Here is a 17,855-nt window from a genome sequence, read left to right as displayed (position 1 = left end):
CTGTAACTAAGTATGTCTTATTGATGACTGAGACTTATGCTCAGATAGGTTCAATTATTTCTATATATTGACTCATATTCTCATCATTTTCCCCATCCATAAGAGGAGATTTCCCCTTTATACCTTTGTTTTCAGTAACTCCTCCAACTTAATCAATTCATCCCTGAACTGGGCGGCCTCGATAAAGTCAAGCTTCTTGGCAGCCTCCGTCATTTGCTTCTTCGTTCGTTCGATTGCTTTTTCAAGTTGCGGACGGTTCATATACTTAACCACCGGATCGGCAACCAGGCTTGGTTCCGGTTCGACATAAGCATACAGTTCTGCTGTGGCCGGTTGCTGTTTCTCACCCAGAAGAGATACACTCGTCTTAATAACCTGCCTCGGGGTAATCCCATGCTTTTCGTTATAGGCAAGCTGTTTCTCCCGGCGGCGGGTTGTCTCATCCATTGTCAGTTGCATGCTGGCCGTGATCTTATCTGCATAGAAAATTACTTTTCCGTTCACATTACGGGCAGCACGTCCGGCTGTCTGCGTCAGGGAGCGGTGGGAACGAAGGAAACCTTCTTTATCCGCATCCAAAATAGCGACTAAAGAAACTTCCGGCAAGTCCAGTCCCTCACGAAGCAAGTTCACCCCGATCAGCACATCGAACAAACCTTTCCGCAAATCGTCCATGATCTGAATACGTTCCAATGTATCTACATCGCTATGGATATAATTACAACGTATTCCCATCCGGGTCAGATAAGCAGTCAGTTCTTCCGCCATACGTTTGGTCAGGGTCGTTACCAGGACACGTTCATCTTTGGCCGAACGCAGGGTTATCTCTTCCATCAGGTCGTCGATCTGGTTCAATGTCGGACGAACTTCAATGACCGGATCGAGCAGTCCGGTCGGACGGATCACCTGGTCGACAACGATTCCCTCACTCTTCTCCAACTCATAATCGGCTGGCGTCGCACTGACATAAATAGCCAGCGGAGTAAGCGACTCGAACTCATCAAACATCAGCGGACGGTTATCCATCGCCGCAGGCAGGCGGAAACCATATTCCACCAGGTTCTTCTTACGGGAATAATCCCCTCCGTACATGGCTCGTATCTGGGGTATCGTCACATGGCTTTCATCAATCACCAACATAAAATCTTTCGGGAAATAATCGAGCAGGCAATAAGGACGCTCACCGGCCATACGCCCGTCGAAATAACGGGAATAGTTCTCGATGCCCGAACAATGTCCCAGCTCGCGGATCATCTCCAGGTCGAAAGTGACACGTTCGTATAGACGTTTCGCTTCATAGTGCTTGCCGATCTCTTTCAGGAAATTCACCTGTGTACCGAGATCGACATCGATCTGGCCGATCGCCGCATTGATACGTTCCTGTGTAGTCACGAACAGGTTTGTCGGATAGATATTCAGCTCATCCTGCTCATCTATCTCCTGCCCTGTCTTCGGGTCGAAAGAAGACAAACGGTCGATTTCGTCTCCCCAGAATTCAATACGGTAAGCTACGCCGTCGAATGACTCGATGGCGGGGAAAATATCGACCGTATCGCCGTTCACACGGAAACAACCACTGTTAAACTCCAGCTTGTTGTTCACATATAAGGCATCTACAAACCGGCGCAACAGTTTATCGCGGTCGATCTGCATACCTTTTTCCAGATGCGTCACCTTCTCGGCAAAGGCTGTCGGGTCCGCCATACCGTACAAACAGGATACGGAAGAAACAACGATCACATCTTTCCGTCCCGACAATAAGGAAGCTGTGGTACGGAGACGCAGTTTGTCTATCTCTTCGTTGATCTGCAAATCCTTCTCGATATAAGTATCCGTAGAAGGCAGGTAAGCCTCCGGCTGGTAATAATCGTAATAGGAAACGAAATACTCTACGGCGTTATTCGGGAAAAAGGCTTTGAACTCGCTATACAGCTGCGCAGCAAGTGTTTTGTTATGACTTAGGATCAGGGTCGGTTTCTGCACCTCCTTGATCACATTGGCAATAGTAAATGTCTTTCCCGAACCTGTTACTCCGAGGAGCGTCTGGAAAGGCACACCACTCTGAATGCCCTCCGAAAGAGCCGCTATTGCTTCCGGCTGATCCCCCGTCGGGCTGAATGGTGAAGATAACTCGAAATTCATTATTCGTATAGTCCTTTTTTAGGTATAACTATCCAGAGTATCAAATAAGCTATTACCCCGGAAAACACAGTAAATATACTCAACAGGATATAACCGACGCGTACCAGTGTCGGATCCCAGCCAAAGTAATCGGCTATGCCGCCGCAAACTCCGGCAATCATTCCGTTATTCGAACGATAAAGTCTTCTTGGTGCTTCTTCCATGATGCTTTATTTTATTTTGTTTTTGTAAAGATACTATTTAATCTGTATAGCTGAAGTAATCCAGTTACAAATTGAACCAGTAATTCATCTTCAGCATAAAAGTATTGGTTGCCGGAAGTCCGAACATACGGTCCAGGTTACTACCCCAGCCATCTATCTTCCGGCTTTCCTGGTTGGACATGCGGTGCTCCCAGACAAAATACAAGGTAGAACCCGGCAAATATTCCCAACGTGCCACCAGGTTGGAGCGGAACTCGTTAAAGCTGAAATCCGGATTCTTAAAGGAGGCTTCACGACCTTCGCTCTTGATATGATAAGTTCCGTCAGCATAGTTGAGTTCATCTCCGGAAAAGATATGGAAACGCTCGTCATAAGTATGAGACTTCGTATCGGCAGCCTCTTTAAAATCACTGAACTTCGCCGTAGAAGTAAACGGGGAACCGTAGAACTGGATAGAGATATCCGGTGTCACGTTCACCTGCAACCTCATCGTTACCCCGTATGTTTTCTGATCCATATGCCCCATCAGGTAGATCAGTGATGGATCATCCTGAGCAGATGAGGCAGCCGACGATTTCAATGTGCCGACATACTGCATATTGTCCGTATTCCAGGCATAATCTACCTGTCCCGATAAATAAACATGGTTGCCTAAACGGAAGGTAAGGCTAGGCGACAGCGTATTAAAACGGTTATAGCCGTCCAGGTTATGATTTCCTTCATATTTCAACATAAACATCATCCGTTGGGCTTTGTCCGTATTCACTTTAAGCGAAGTCTGGAAATAAGGATTCAGGCGCATGTCGGGACCACCACGAAGCATACGGCTGTCCAGACGGTTCCAGACAAATGTTTCTTTCATATCCATCTCATAACGGTTCATCGTCATGCTTTGCCAACGAAGGGCCGCATCGTTACTGAAAGGTGTTCCGCCATAATTCCATTGGTTCTTCTGAGTCAACGTAAACGCATTATACCGGAAATGCTTCCAGATATCCGTTTGACGGTAAGCCACTTCCGTCTCGTTCGTCCGGTTGTCCGTCTCCTTCATATATCCCATATCGTTCAGGTCGAAGCCGGGAGACGACCAGCTGAATGTTTCGGAAAAAGCCCACTTGGCATTCCCTTTACGTCCGGCCTTCACATAACCGCCGGTCCCGTTCAAAGAGCGACGCTCCGGGTCCACGCCTAAATAACCGGCAGCAGACTCCCGCTGATAATAATGAACCGGGTTCGTTTGCAGAACGGTTATCGCCTCCTTGCTGCCGTTCAAAGAACTGAACATTCCTTTTACATCTATATAATAAAGGCGGTTATTGAAATACTGCGTAAAATCAACTCCGGCCGTAAACGCATTACGCACCATAAAATCTTCCAGGTAAGGCTGGTCGAGTGCACGGTTGACAGAGGTAAGCATTCCTCCCAGCAAACTGTTTCCTTTCCAGTTTTTCTGGACACGTGCCACCGTATAATTGGTCAGGGGTTCCACAACTTCGACGTCCTCCATCCCGCTACGGGTTACTTTGGCGGAAGACCGGGCTGTTACACTCTGCACGACTCCCAGGGTCACACCGTGCCTGTTCGTTCCCGTCAGTTTCAAAGCACCAATGATCGGTACATTGTCTTTACTGTCGGCGAAACTATTTATATTATCAATACCCAACGGAGTATAAGACGGCGCAGCACCGATACGGCGGGTGTAGAACATCATGTCACTACCGTTGGCAAAATCCAGGATATGTTTTCCTTCCAGGAAGAAAGGACGTTTTTCGTCATAAAAGGTTTCATAAGCAGTCAGGTTCATCACCGAAGGGTCCAGTTCCACCTGTCCGTAATCTGGATTGACAGTCAGGTCCAACGTAAAATCGGAAAGAGCGAATTTGGCATCCAACCCGATATTACCTCCCCAGCTATGTCCTTTCTGATAAGGACTGCCGGGTATCTTCGGTTCATTCCGGTATTTGCCCATTACATAAGGAAGAAATTCTATTCCGCGCGGTTTCGGCAGATCGGTCATTCCGTGCATTTCCCCGAAAGAAAAGACATGACCGTTATTCTTCAAAGGGATCATACTCCAGTTCTGTACCTCATTGTTCCGGCGGATAATGCGACGGACATGAAGTCCCCATATCCCATCGTCCGAAAGCTGGTTATAACGCAACTGGCTGAACGGGATACGCAACTCTGCCGTCCAGCTGGAGTCGGCCATATCGATATGGGTCTTTCCTTCCCATACGGCATTCCAGCTCAGATTGACATTCAGCTTATCGGTAACGACCAGGTCAGTCTTGTTTCCTCCCAGATTGATGTTGAATTCCGGAGCCGCCCGGTAATCATGATACGTATCGAAGGCCACACTGATAAGGTCTCCCATGCTATTATCGTCGCGGTTGCCAATAAAGCGGATCATCTTTTCCGGATGGCTATCTTTACAATAGACTCCGACATAGATGTATTTATTATCATAAAACAGCTTTACCCGGGTGGGAGAAGCCGGTATCTTCCGTTCATAAGGGATAATCTGGACGAAACGGTCAGACCATTCTCCCTGCTTCATCCAGAAATCTTCATCCAGGCGCCCATCCATAACCGGCTTTGCTCCTGTTACCTTTGTTATATTATAAACCCGCTTGTAGGCTTTGTCAAAGGGGACAATAGAATCCTGTTGTGCCTTACAAAAAGCACTGGTAAACAATAAAAAGGCAACAAAGGACAATCGGTATTTCATTTTCTATTACAGGTAAGCTGCCACTTTTTTACGATCCGTCTCCACTGTTTCAAATTCCGAAGAAACAATGCTGCTTCCCATCGGAACGTTCTCATTCCGGTATTCCATCCGGCTGTAAACGATGCTGCGGGCAGAAGTATGGAACTCTTTCGCTCCCGTTTCCGCTTCTATCTGTGCGATATTATTTTCCCGTACGCCGCAACCCGGCATGACGATGATACGTCCGTCGGCACGTTTTACCAGTTCGGCGATCAGAGGAATGCCCTTTACAGCATCCGACTGTTGGCCGGAAGTCAGGATACGGTCGCAACCTAACTCTATCAGTTGCTCCAGTGCAGCGAACGGATCACGGCACACATCAAAGGCCCGGTGACAAGTTACCGACAACGGTTTGGCAGCCTCTATCAATCTCCGCATCAGAGGGACATCAATGTCTCCTTCTTTTGTCAGGCATCCGAAAACAACTCCATGAACTTTCAGCTGTTTACACAATTCAATATCCAGCAACATAGCATCTATCTCAGCCGGAGTATACAGAAAATCACCACCACGCGGCCGGATAATGACATTTATATCAATAGAAGAGGTTAATGCCTGAGCTGTCTTGATCTCGCCATAGCTGGGAGTCGTACCTCCTTCAGGAATACCGGCACATAGTTCCACACGTTTAGCGCCTCCTGCTTCGGCTTCCACACAACTTTGAGCTGAATTGGCACAGATCTCAATGATACGGGTTGGTTTCATATATATCTTTAATTATGTTTGTTCTTTTTCAAACACAAAGATAAGGATTATATTTGAATCCCGATTTACAATTCATGCAGACATAAGTCAGTTATGTAAGTATTATGATTACATTTGCGTTCAGTAAAGCAGCAAGACGATGAACTCAGAAAAACTAAAGGGCCATATATTGATTCTGATAGCAAATATAATGTTCGCTATCAATATGCCCATTTCCAAATATCTGTTACCGGCTCATGTGCAACCCGAGGCACTTACCATTATGCGAATGGGGTCCGCCTGCCTGCTCTTTTGGATTGCCTCGTTGTTTACTAAACGGGAAAAGGTTACAATGAAAGACCTCGGCATGCTCTTTATCTGTGCCCTTTGTGGCGTAGGTTTCAATCAGGGATTATTTATCGTCGGACTCAACCGGACATCACCGGTCGATGCGTCCATCATTGCGACGGCTGTCCCTATCTTCGTCATGCTGCTGGCTGCCGTTATCCTGAAAGAGCCGATCACAAAGATGAAAGCATTCGGTGTATTATTAGGATGTTGCGGAGGCGTTTCCTTAATATTAGCATCCACGCATAGCCCCGGACAGGCCAGTGGCCTTACCGGAAACCTGATGATCACAACCAGTGCGGTTATTTATTCGATCTATCTGGTTTTATCCAAACCTTTGAGTTTACGCTATTCGGCCGTGACAATGATGAAGTGGATGTTTCTTTTTTCCACGCTCGTATTGTTGCCATTCACGTACCAGCATGTGCTTGAGACACCCGCCTTCCAACGGGAAGTATTCGACATGAAAGAGATCGGAGCCATCAGTTTCGTCCTGATAGGTGCTACATTTATTCCTTACCTGCTGATCCCGATGTCTTTGAAACGTATTCGCCCCACAACAGTCAGTATGTATAATTATGTACAGCCAATCATTGCTTCGCTGATTACCGTTATGGTGGGACAAGATACTTTCTCCTTCCAAAAAGCATTGTCGGCAGTCCTTGTTTTTGTTGGGGTTTATTTAGTGACTCAAAGTAAAAGCCGGGCCGACCTGGAAAAGGAGAATCGCTAAAAAAGCTTTCGCACAAACTTGTTAATCACTCTTATAACCGGAACCTTTATATATTTTATTTGTTTTAAGCAGTAAAATATACGTCAAAACTATGGATAGTGTAAGTACCTCTAAGAAAACGCCCAGCAAAAGTATGATATGGCTTATTGTCATATTGGTTATCGCCGTCATTATTGCCTTTCTATGGTGGTGGAACTATCGTAAATATATTTCGACCGACGATGCCAACCTCGACAGTTACCGGGTAAGCGTCGCTACCCAGGTCATGGGGCCAATGGTCCGGCAATATGCATGGGAAGGCGATACGGTCAAAGCCGGTATGATCCTTGCCGAACTCGACAGCAGCAGCATTATCGCAGAGTTACAGGAAGCCGTTGCCCGCCGTGAACAAATGATAGCTAACCTGAAACTGGAAAAAGAAAACCTCAACACCGCTGTCAAAAACCTTCAACTGGCTGAAATAGCTTACCATCAAGCAGAAGTAAACTATCAACGGGATAAAAAATTATACAGCACCAACGCCGTTTCGCAGGAAACATTCCAGGATGCGGAAGACAGTTGGAAAAGTACAGGCATCAAAGTGGATATGGCCAAAGACCAGATCAAGGTATCACGTGCACAGATCGCATCCGGTGAAGCAGCGATCGCCTCGGCTGATGCCGCTATTGAATCCACCCGTGTTTCACTAGGCTATTACCGCATTATAGCTCCGACAGATGGTGTAATAGCGAAACGATGGTCATTGCCGGGCGATATGATCCAGCCCGGACAAACGCTTTTCACCATTAATGAAGGGAAAGACCTGTGGGTAGCCGTTTACCTGGAAGAAACTAAATTCAAAACGATTCGTTTAGGACAATCTGCCGATTTCACCTTGGATGCTTATCCCGGACTTACCTTTACCGGAAAAATATTCTATATCGGAACGAACACAGCATCCGAGTTTTCATTGATTCCTCCGAATAATGCTTCCGGGAATTATACGAAAGTAGCCCAACGCATCCCTCTAAAAATATCCATCGACAGCGTAAAAAAAGGCAAAGAAAAGACCGGAATGCCCAAACTGGTATCAGGTATGTCTGCAACTGTTAAGATCATCAAGGAACAATAATGGGGAAAGACGAAAATACAAATAGCGGAGCTTACAAATGGCTGGTATTAGGCAATATCATGATCGGGACTTTTATGGCCGTACTGGACTCGACCGTGGTAAATACCGGACTGCCAGCCATCATGGGGACACTCGGTGCCAGTATCAATACAGCCGAATGGGTGTTGACAGGGTATATGCTGGCCATTGCGAGTATCCTTCCGGCTGCGGCATGGCTATCCGACCGGTTCGGGTATAAACGCATTTATTTCCTTTCTCTACTGGTTTTTACCTTCGGCTCTTTCATGTGCGGGAACTCTACCTCTATCGAAGAACTAATCTTCTGGCGTGTAATCGAAGGGTTGGGCTGCGGAGCTATCATGCCGGTCGGCATGGCTATTGTCAGTAATGTATTCCCTCCGGAACAACGAGGCACTGCACTCGGCTTCTGGGCTATTGCATCTGCGGCATCCGTTTCGTTCGGCCCTTCTATCGGTGGTTATCTGGTTGATAACCTGAACTGGAATTATATATTTTATGTAAATGTGCCGGTCGGGATAATAGCTTTATTCGTCACTGTCGTTTTACAAAAAGAATACAAAGCAGAGACAGTACAGCCTTTTGATATTCCCGGATTCATCACTTCCGGTATCTTTCTGCCTTTATTCATGTACGGATTGTCGGAAGTCAACTCTTCAACCAATACGCAGGGCTGGAACAGTCCTATCGTATTAGGTTCGATGTGGATATCGGCCATTATGTTCATTCTATTCATTTATATAGAGCTGACTGTAAAATATCCACTGATCAACCTGCGCATATTCAAAGACAGGAATTTCACCCTGGCAAATGTGATGATGTTCATCTTCGGGGTAGGTATGTTCGGAAGTACCTTCCTGATTCCGCTTTACTTGCAGAATAATCTGGGATATTCAGCCCTCCAGGCCGGTATGTTCTTCATTCCCGTAGGGATCATTCAGGGTTTCTGCTCCCCTACCGCCGGCGCCCTGGGACAAAAGATAAATCCTAAAATATTGATCGCAGGCGGACTGATCCTGATGGCTTTGAGTTTCTATCTCAACATCTTCCTGTCATTCCTGACCGAGAAATGGTATATCATGATGAGCCTGTATCTCCGTGGTATCGGTATGGGAATACTTTTCACGCCTCTGTTGACACTTTCGCTTGCCAATATCCGCATAGACATGATGGCACAGGCTTCTAGCCTTACCAACATCATCCGGCAGATGGGTGGTAGTTTCGGTGTGGCTATTTTCAGCCATGTACTTACGCAACGTACCAGTTACCACACCCAACGGTACAGCGAAGCACTGAATTATACGGGAGAAATATACCACCAGACCATCAACAAACTAAGTGCCTTTGCCTTGCAAACAACCGGGGCAACGGAGGGAACCGCCAAATCACTTGCCGAACAACTGATACTCGAACGCCTCGACCTGGAAGCCTATATAGGCGGCATCAATGACGATTTCTATATTGCATTTATCGTGACGTTACTTTGCCTTATTCCTGTATTCTGGCTCAGGAAAGTAAAAAAGGGGAAAACAACTAAACAATAGTAATCATCCACTCTATTTTCCTATCAACTTTCCACGATTTTATCACTTTCTGCACAAAAATTGCTTGTATTTGAAAAATAATGTGTAATATTGCCCCTGCAATAAGCAACAAAAACAAGAAATAGAACCGAATGATTGCAGGTATAGCATATTATACATGGGCATTGATGACCCCTTGGGGGGTTAGAATTTAAACACTACGCATCAGTGGACAGTTGACAAGTGACAGTTGACAGATAAATGTCACTAATGGTCAATTATCCTTTTTTCACTTTATCAAGTTATCCATATTAATAATTCAAGTTGACTTTTACATGTTACAAAAGTCCTTTTCGGGCAATTGTCAACTGTCAATTGTCAACTGTCAACTATAAAAAGATGAAAGTATTGAAATTCGGCGGAACGTCCGTAGGTTCCGTGAATAGTATTCTGAGTGTTAAGAAGATAGTAGAGGCTATTGAAGAGCCTGTAATCGTTGTCGTATCTGCATTGGGCGGCATTACCGACAAACTGCTGGCAACATCTGCCATGGCAGCCAAAGGCGATGTAGGATACGAGAGAGAATTCTCCGAAATCATAACACGCCACCTGGACGTGATCCAGGGAGTTATCCCGGACAAGATGCAACGTATCGAGGTACAGAAGAAAGTGATGAGCCTGTTGGACGAACTGGGAAATATCTTCAAAGGTGTGTACCTGATCAATGATCTGTCGGTCAAGACATCCGATACGATTGTCAGCTATGGGGAACGTATCTCTTCTTTGATCGTATCCAATGTGATTGAAGATGCCAAATTATTCGACTCCCGGAAATTCATCAAGACAATCAAACAGTTCAATAAACATACTGTAGATTTCGAGAAAACCAACCAACTGATCAAAGAGACATTCAATCCGCTGCCGAAAGTATCGCTCGTTCCCGGTTTTATCTCTTCGAGCACAGAAAACGGAGAAGTAACGAACCTGGGACGCGGAGGTTCCGACTATACCGCATCTATCCTGGCTACAGCCCTCGATGCTTCCGTTCTGGAAATCTGGACGGATGTGGACGGCTTTATGACAGCCGACCCACGTGTGATCAGTTCTGCATACGTTATCGACCGGTTGACATTTACCGAAGCTATGGAGTTGTGTAACTTCGGAGCCAAAGTGATCTATCCGCCGACGATCTACCCGGTTTATCATAAAAATATTCCTATCCGCATCCTGAATACATTTAATCCGGAAGCACCAGGTACTTATATCTCCAAGGAAAAAGTAAAGGAAGAAGGAAAAGCCATCATCAAAGGTATTTCTTCCATCAATGATACTTGCCTGATCACCGTACAAGGTTTAGGTATGGTCGGTGTGATCGGTGTCAACTACCGTATCTTTAAAACACTGGCTAAAAACGGTATCAGTGTATTTATGGTATCACAGGCAAGTTCTGAAAACAATACGACCTTCGCTGTCCGTAATGCCGATGCAGACCTGGCAGTAGAAGTCCTGAACGAAGAGTTTGCCCTTGAACGTGCCCAGGGAGACATGAACGATACGGTTGCCGAGAAAGATCTGGCGACAGTCGCCATCGTCGGAGAAAATATGAAACGCACACCGGGTATTGCAGGCAGACTGTTCGGTACACTGGGTAGTGCAGGTATCAGCGTGATCGCTTGTGCACAAGGCGCTTCCGAAACAAATATTTCTTTCGTCATCAAGCTCAAATACCTACGCAAGGCATTGAACTCTATCCACGATTCCTTTTTTCTGTCACAATATAAGGTATTGAACCTGTTTATTGCAGGAGTAGGAACAGTGGGTGGTAATCTACTGGAACAGATACGTATTCAGCAACCTAAACTGATGGAACAAAACGGTCTGAAGCTGAATGTGGTAGGGATCGCCAACAGTAAACGCGCTCTTTTCCTGCGTGAAGGTCTGAACCTGGAAAACTGTATCGACGAACTGAAGAAGAACGGAGAAGAAAGTTCTCCCGAACACCTGAAAGACGAGATACTGAAAATGAACATCTTTAATTCCGTATTTGTGGATTGTACGGCAACCCCGGCAGTATCCGACCTGTATGAAACATTACTCTATAATAACGTTTCGGTTGTGGCAGCCAATAAGATCGCAGCTTCTTCTTCTTACAGCAATTATATCAAGCTGAAAGAAACAGCCCGTCACCGCGGTATCAAATTCCTGTTTGAAACAAACGTAGGAGCCGGACTTCCTATCATCAATACGATGAACGACCTGAGAAACAGCGGTGACCATATCCTGAAGCTGGAAGCAGTTCTTTCAGGTACATTAAATTATATATTCAATACACTCAGTGCAGATATACCTTTCAGTAAAGCGATCCTGATGGCAAAAGAAGAAGGTTATTCAGAACCTGATCCTCGTATCGACCTGAGTGGTAAGGATGTATTGCGTAAACTGGTAATCCTGGCACGCGAAGCCGGTTATAAGGTTGAACAGGAAGATGTAAAACGCAATCTGTTCGTTCCGGACAAATACTTTGAAGGTTCGCTTGACGACTTCTGGTGCAAAGTAAAGGAACTGGATGCCGGATTTGAAAGCAAACGCCAGCAACTGGAAGCCGAAGGTAAACGTTTTCGTTTTGTTGCCAAGATGGAGAAAGGTGCCTGTGAAATCGGTTTACAGGAAGTGGATAGCCACCACCCGTTCTACGAACTGGAAGGCAGCAACAACATCATTATGATCTCTACCGAAAGATACCACGAGTATCCTATGATAATAAAAGGTTATGGAGCCGGAGCCGATGTAACGGCGGCAGGCGTTTTCGCCGATATCATTTCCATAGCTAATATTCGATAAATCCGAAGATGATTAAATTATAGCCACATTCCGGTAACCTCATTAAACATAGGTTATCGGAATAGGTTATTGTTTTTCCACACCTTCTTTAATTCTCAATAAAGATGAAAAGTATTATTATTTTAGGAGACGGAATGGCAGATGAGCCAATCGAGGCATTAGGAGGCAAAACCCCTATGCAATATGCAGACACTCCCTATATGGACAAACTAGCAGCCTTGGGAGTCACCGGACAAATGAAAACCGTTGCCGACGGATTCCATCCGGGAAGCGAAGTTGCCAATATGGCCGTATTGGGATACGACCTGCCTAAAGTATATGAAGGACGCGGCGTATTGGAAGCAGCAAGCATTGGCGTCACCTTGCAACCTGGAGAGATGGCTATGCGCTGTAATCTTATTTGTGTTGAGGGAGAGATCCTGAAGAATCATTCTGCCGGACATATCTCTACCGAAGAAGCCGACGAGCTAATCCAATACCTCAACGAAAAACTTGGTTCCGACAAAGTTAAATTCTATACCGGTGTTTCATACCGCCATCTGCTGGTCGTCAAGAACGGCGATAAACGGCTGGATTGTACCCCGCCCCATGATGTTCCTCTCCACCCCTTCCGTCCGCTGATGATCAAACCGGAAGCACCGGAAGCAAAAGAGACAGCCGACCTGTTGAATGACCTGATCCTGAAGTCGCAGGAACTATTGAAAGATCATCCGGTCAACCTAAAACGTATAGCGGCGGGAAAAGATCCGGCAAACAGCATTTGGCCCTGGTCTCCCGGTTATCGTCCTGCTATGCAGACCATGCAGGAAATGTACGGCTTCGGGAAAGGTTCTGTTATTTCGGCAGTCGATTTAATACGGGGTATCGGAGTCTATGCCGGTCTGGAAGTCATCAACGTGGAAGGCGCAACCGGTCTATACGATACAAACTATGAAGGGAAAGCATATGCTGCCCTTGAAGCATTGAAAACAAACGATTTTGTTTACCTCCACGTGGAAGCAAGCGATGAAGCCGGTCACGAAGGAGATGTAGAACTGAAAATAAAAACAATCGAATATCTGGATAAACGGGCGATCCGTATCATCTACGAAGAACTACAAAAATGGGATGAACCGGTAGCTATCGCCGTACTCCCCGATCACCCGACCCCTTGTTCGATCCGTACCCATACCAACACCCCCGTTCCTTTTCTGATCTATAAACCCGGACAGGAACCGGATGCAGTCACCCGCTTCGACGAGTTCAGTGTACTGAACGGAAAATATGGCGTACTAGAAAAAGATGAATTTATAAGAGAATTATTATGAAATATTACAGCACAAACAAACAAGCTCCCCTGGCTACTCTCGAAGAAGCCGTTGTAAAAGGCCTTGCAGGAGACAAAGGGTTATATATGCCCGAGCGTATTGTCCGTCTGGATGAAGCGACAATCAAGAATATGAAGAATCAGTCTTTTCACGAAATAGCCTGTACAGTAGCACAAGCTTTCTTCGGTGAAGATATTGAAACGGAGACATTAAACGAAATCGTAAAAGATACGTTGTCATTTGAAACGCCGGTAGTAAACGTCAGTGAAAACATTTATAGCCTTGAGCTTTTTCACGGTCCGACACTTGCATTCAAAGATGTTGGCGGCCGTTTTATGGCACGTTTGTTGGGATATTTCATTAAGAAAGAAGGCTTGAAGCAGGTCAATGTACTGGTTGCCACTTCAGGAGATACCGGAAGTGCCGTAGCCAACGGATTTTTAGGTGTGCCGGGTATCCATGTGTATGTACTTTATCCGAAAGGAAAAGTAAGCCCGATTCAGGAATGCCAGTTCACAACACTCGGACAAAACATCACAGCCCTGGAAATAGACGGTACTTTCGATGATTGCCAGGCATTGGTAAAATCAGCTTTTATGGATGATGAATTGAACCGTCACATGAGACTGACCTCTGCCAATTCGATCAATGTAGCTCGTTTCCTGCCGCAATCGTTTTACTATTTCAATGCATATGCACAATTAGATAAAATAGGTAAAGCGGATAATCTGGTGATATCTGTCCCCAGCGGTAACTTTGGAAATATCACTGCCGGTCTTTTCGCAAACTGGATGGGATTGCCTGTTAAGCGCTTTATTGCCGCCAATAATCGCAACGATGTATTCCTCGAATATCTGAAAACAGGTGTTTACACTCCACATCCTTCTGTTGCAACCATAGCAAACGCCATGGATGTCGGCGATCCGAGTAACTTTGCCCGTATCATGGATTTGTTCGATATCTATAACGATAAACATAAAGAAATATGCCAGCGCATCAACGGATACCGCTTTACCGATGAAGAGATCGAACATACGATCAGATATGTATATAAAAATGACGGATATCTGCTCGACCCGCATGGGGCTTGTGGTTTCCAAGCTTTGATACAGAACGGACTTGATGCAAACGAGACCGGTCTTTTCCTTGAGACAGCCCATCCGGCTAAGTTTAAAGGAACCGTCGACCGTATTCTGGAAACAGATATAGAAATCCCGGCTAAGTTGAAGGCTTTCATGCAGGGCACAAAACAAAGTATTGAGCTCAGTAAAGATTTTGAAACATTCAAGTCTTACCTGATGGCCCAATAACAGAATATAAAAGTAAAATGTCCCTTTGGGTTATTACCGGGAGGGACATTTCACCCATCCTAAAATTTTCCTTCCACAAAGACTAATTCATAAATAATTACATCCAATAGAATGCAGGATGCAGCTTTTTTATCTTTCTGAGCATCTTAAAGAAAAGTAAGAAATAATGTCTTATACCGATAGGGGTTTTTGACAGATTTCTGTCTTACATATAAAATTTAAATAAGACTGAAATGAAATACGTATTATTCATTGCCATGGATGTTGCAGTATATCCTTTTTTACTGTTATTCTATATCGCAAAATGTATCTTTGAAAAAATACAACCGATACATTGATCTTCACTATAAGTAGAAGTAAATAGATTGAGCCCTTATCTATTTTGTTTTTTAACATTACAAAAAAGACCTGTTTCGGTTTTATTCGAAACAGGTCTTGAATCTATATAGCTTGTGTAAGGAGCTATTTAAAAACTTTTTTTATCGCTTTTAAATATCCGTAGCCGAATTCCGCATCGGGTTCCAAATAGCTGCCCTCCGACCACTCGTTCCATGAGTTGATAGTTATCAACGGCGGCTGGTTAGGATGAGCATCTACATATTCTTTCGCAACACGAAGAAACCCTTCGAACTTCTCTGGGGTTACACCTGTAAGATGTTCGGGAGTAGCGACCTCAAAACGAGGGCTGGGATCCCAGTCTATTGAGACATGCGGAAAATAAGGACTACTAAAATCCTTGTCGAACTCCCCATATTTAGCCACCGCCTTTTCACCATAAGTCTGATAATCCTCGTTTGGACGAACAAAGTGAACCCATTGATAATTTGTTAGACTCTCAAAACCTAAATAATTGAGGGTATTATCCTGTGTCGGTGTGTCATCTCCGGGCGTACCTATTAACGTCGCCGGAATATCTCCCCACACTATAGCCTGGAAATGTACACCGGGAAGGCCTGCTGCGATACATTTTGCCCGGAAGCTTTCCAACGCATCACGGGCCTGCTCTTGTCCCCCCATTCCATCTATAAATGTGCTGATCTCATAGATAGCAAAAACCGGTTTTCCGTCGATAGTATAATAATTAGGCTGTTTCAAGTATTCGCTGATCAAACGATCGGCAAAGCCGTCGAACTCCTCACGACTCACTTCTCCCTGCCAGTAGATCTGGCTCTTGTCCGGGTTCTTAGGATCCCAATAGGAGTTCGCGTCGTGATTGGCCCATATAAGGTAAAACTTGATTTTTTCCCTGTTCTCTGCTTTCAAAAACCCCTTATTAAGGACATCTTCCAGGAACGGTCTGTTCTCATACCAATACCAGTCGAAGATAAATACATTGACACCATACTCAATTGCCGTCTCAATATTTTTCTCCTGTGTTTTAGGATCAGACTGATCCAGATACCCCCACAGCGGCACGCGGGGTTGTCGGTGACCTTCATACTTAGGTTTCGAATTGTATATAGCCTCCCACTCTCCGTTACCGTCCTTGAAAATTCCGAGTTCGGCATAACGAGGTTCGTTAAACATGGCCGGCCATACATATGCAGCAATGTCATAGTACTTTTTTTCTTCCTTTTTCATCCCGCAACTGCTCAAACACACAGAAGCTAAAATGATAATAAATAAATTTTTCATATACTTAAATTTAAAGAAATAAAGCAATTATGTATAACATTATTTAAAAACCTTTTTTATAGCTTCTAAAAAGCCATATTCATATTCTGTATCCGGTTCCAGGTAACTTCCTTCTCCCCATTCATTCCAGGCATTGATCGTTACTAAAGGAGTCTGATCCGGATGTTTATCCACAAACTCTTTGGCTTTGTAAAGGAATTTCTCAAATTTTTGAGGTGTAACCCCTGATACAGCAGGCTGTGGACCACCAGGGAAACGAGGATTATTATCCCAGTCAATAGAGACATGTGGAAAATAAGGGATAGAAAAATTTTCACTGAATTCTTTATATTTGGAAACAGCTTTTTCTCCCCAGGAGGCATAATCCTGATTAGCCGGGACAAAATGGCACCATTGATAATTGGTCAAACTATTAAAACCTAAATATTTAACTGTATTCTCCTGAGTCTCCGACTTATCTCCCGGAACAGCCGATAATGTTGCCGGAAGGGCACCCCACAAAATAGCCTGCAAATGAACACCTGGCAAGCCTGCTTTCATACATTTCTCTCTAAAATGGTCTAATGCTTTCTTTGCTTCTTCCATGCCACCCAAACCATTAATGAATGTACCCAGTTCATAAATAGCAAACACCGGTTTTCCATCTATTCTATAATAATTAGGCTTCATAAAATAGTCCTTGATAACGTGATCCGTAAAACGATCAAAAATATCAAAATCCACTTCTCCCTTCCAAAACACTTTACTTTTATCCGGCTCCTTAGGATCCAGATAAGTAGTATGTGTATGATTAGCCCACATTAAATAGAAATTCATTTTTTCATTATTCCCGGCTTTCAGGAAACCATCATTCAAGACCCTCTCCAAAAAAGGCTTGTCATCATACCAATACCAGTCAAATATAAATGTGTTAACTCCATATTCAAGCGCTGTATCGATAACTTTCTCCTGAACTTTCGGATCCGCCTCATCCAAATATCCCCACAGAGGAACCCTGGGTTGGCGATGCCCTTCAAATTTCGGTTTTGCCTTATAGATAGCTTCCCATTCTCCCTTTCCATCCGGGAAAACACCCATCTCCTTAAAGCGCGGATCATCCTGATAAGCAGGCCAGATATAAGCTGCAATATCATACTTTTGCTTATTTCCCCCTCCAAAGACAAAGATCGGACAACATAAAAAAACAAATAATAAATATAACTGATTTCTCAGATTTCCTATTTTTTTAAACAT

General features: G+C 44.7%; 12 protein-coding genes. 6 read left to right on the top strand and 6 right to left on the bottom strand.

Features of this window, described 5'->3' with window-relative positions:
- Window positions 1-117: 117 nt before the first annotated feature.
- The 4 genes from uvrB to IEY67_RS17205 all read right to left on the bottom strand — a co-directional run bounded on the left by uvrB (window position 118) and on the right by IEY67_RS17205 (window position 5,817).
- Window positions 118-2,142 (bottom strand): excinuclease ABC subunit UvrB, encoded by a 2,025-nt coding sequence (gene uvrB, locus IEY67_RS17220; protein ID WP_183671773.1) that lies wholly within the window; start codon window positions 2,140-2,142, stop codon window positions 118-120.
- A complete protein-coding gene (locus IEY67_RS17215) occupies window positions 2,142-2,345 on the bottom strand; it encodes a PspC domain-containing protein (RefSeq protein WP_122354091.1) in 204 nt (67 codons plus the stop codon). Before IEY67_RS17215 ends, uvrB begins: the two co-directional genes overlap by 1 nt.
- A 64-nt stretch (window positions 2,346-2,409) precedes the next feature.
- Window positions 2,410-5,073, bottom strand: a complete 2,664-nt coding sequence (locus tag IEY67_RS17210) for a DUF5916 domain-containing protein (RefSeq protein ID WP_183671774.1) — start codon at window positions 5,071-5,073, stop codon at window positions 2,410-2,412.
- Window positions 5,074-5,079: 6 nt separating this feature from the next.
- A complete protein-coding gene (locus IEY67_RS17205) occupies window positions 5,080-5,817 on the bottom strand; it encodes a copper homeostasis protein CutC (RefSeq protein ID WP_183671775.1) in 738 nt (245 codons plus the stop codon).
- A gap of 139 nt (window positions 5,818-5,956) precedes the next feature.
- Between IEY67_RS17205 and IEY67_RS17200 the strand changes: the two genes are divergently transcribed.
- The 6 genes from IEY67_RS17200 (at window position 5,957) to thrC (ending at window position 14,987) form a co-directional block, all read left to right on the top strand.
- Complete coding sequence (locus tag IEY67_RS17200; RefSeq protein ID WP_122374534.1) at window positions 5,957-6,877, top strand: DMT family transporter; 921 nt, start codon at window positions 5,957-5,959, stop codon at window positions 6,875-6,877.
- A 91-nt stretch (window positions 6,878-6,968) separates the two neighbouring features.
- Complete coding sequence (locus tag IEY67_RS17195; RefSeq protein WP_183671776.1) at window positions 6,969-7,988, top strand: HlyD family secretion protein; 1,020 nt, start codon at window positions 6,969-6,971, stop codon at window positions 7,986-7,988.
- A complete protein-coding gene (locus IEY67_RS17190) occupies window positions 7,988-9,550 on the top strand; it encodes a DHA2 family efflux MFS transporter permease subunit (protein ID WP_183671777.1) in 1,563 nt (520 codons plus the stop codon). The genes IEY67_RS17195 and IEY67_RS17190 overlap by 1 nt, the downstream gene beginning before the upstream one ends.
- Window positions 9,551-9,928: 378 nt before the next feature.
- Window positions 9,929-12,370: a bifunctional aspartate kinase/homoserine dehydrogenase I gene (gene thrA, locus IEY67_RS17185; protein WP_122354097.1), complete on the top strand. Its 2,442-nt coding sequence runs from the start codon at window positions 9,929-9,931 to the stop codon at window positions 12,368-12,370.
- A gap of 104 nt (window positions 12,371-12,474) precedes the next feature.
- Window positions 12,475-13,677, top strand: a complete 1,203-nt coding sequence (locus tag IEY67_RS17180; RefSeq protein WP_183671778.1) for a cofactor-independent phosphoglycerate mutase — start codon at window positions 12,475-12,477, stop codon at window positions 13,675-13,677.
- A complete protein-coding gene (gene thrC, locus IEY67_RS17175; protein ID WP_183671779.1) occupies window positions 13,674-14,987 on the top strand; it encodes a threonine synthase in 1,314 nt (437 codons plus the stop codon). Before IEY67_RS17180 ends, thrC begins: the two co-directional genes overlap by 4 nt.
- 462 nt (window positions 14,988-15,449) lie before the next feature.
- On the opposite strand, the gene IEY67_RS17170 is transcribed toward thrC, so the two are convergent.
- Together IEY67_RS17170 and IEY67_RS17165 are read right to left on the bottom strand one after the other, a co-directional pair.
- Window positions 15,450-16,568: a glycoside hydrolase family 99-like domain-containing protein gene (locus tag IEY67_RS17170; RefSeq protein ID WP_229801110.1), complete on the bottom strand. Its 1,119-nt coding sequence runs from the start codon at window positions 16,566-16,568 to the stop codon at window positions 15,450-15,452.
- A 93-nt stretch (window positions 16,569-16,661) separates the two neighbouring features.
- Window positions 16,662-17,855 carry a glycosyltransferase WbsX family protein gene (locus tag IEY67_RS17165; RefSeq protein ID WP_183671886.1) on the bottom strand — a complete coding sequence of 398 codons (1,194 nt, stop codon included), beginning with the start codon at window positions 17,853-17,855 and terminating at the stop codon, window positions 16,662-16,664.

It is taken from the genome of Parabacteroides faecis, assembly GCF_014647375.1.
GTDB classification, from domain to species: Bacteria; Bacteroidota; Bacteroidia; order Bacteroidales; family Tannerellaceae; genus Parabacteroides; species Parabacteroides faecis.
The sequence above is the reverse complement of the archived record's forward strand: the minus strand, read 5'-3'. Positions and strand labels throughout refer to the sequence as shown.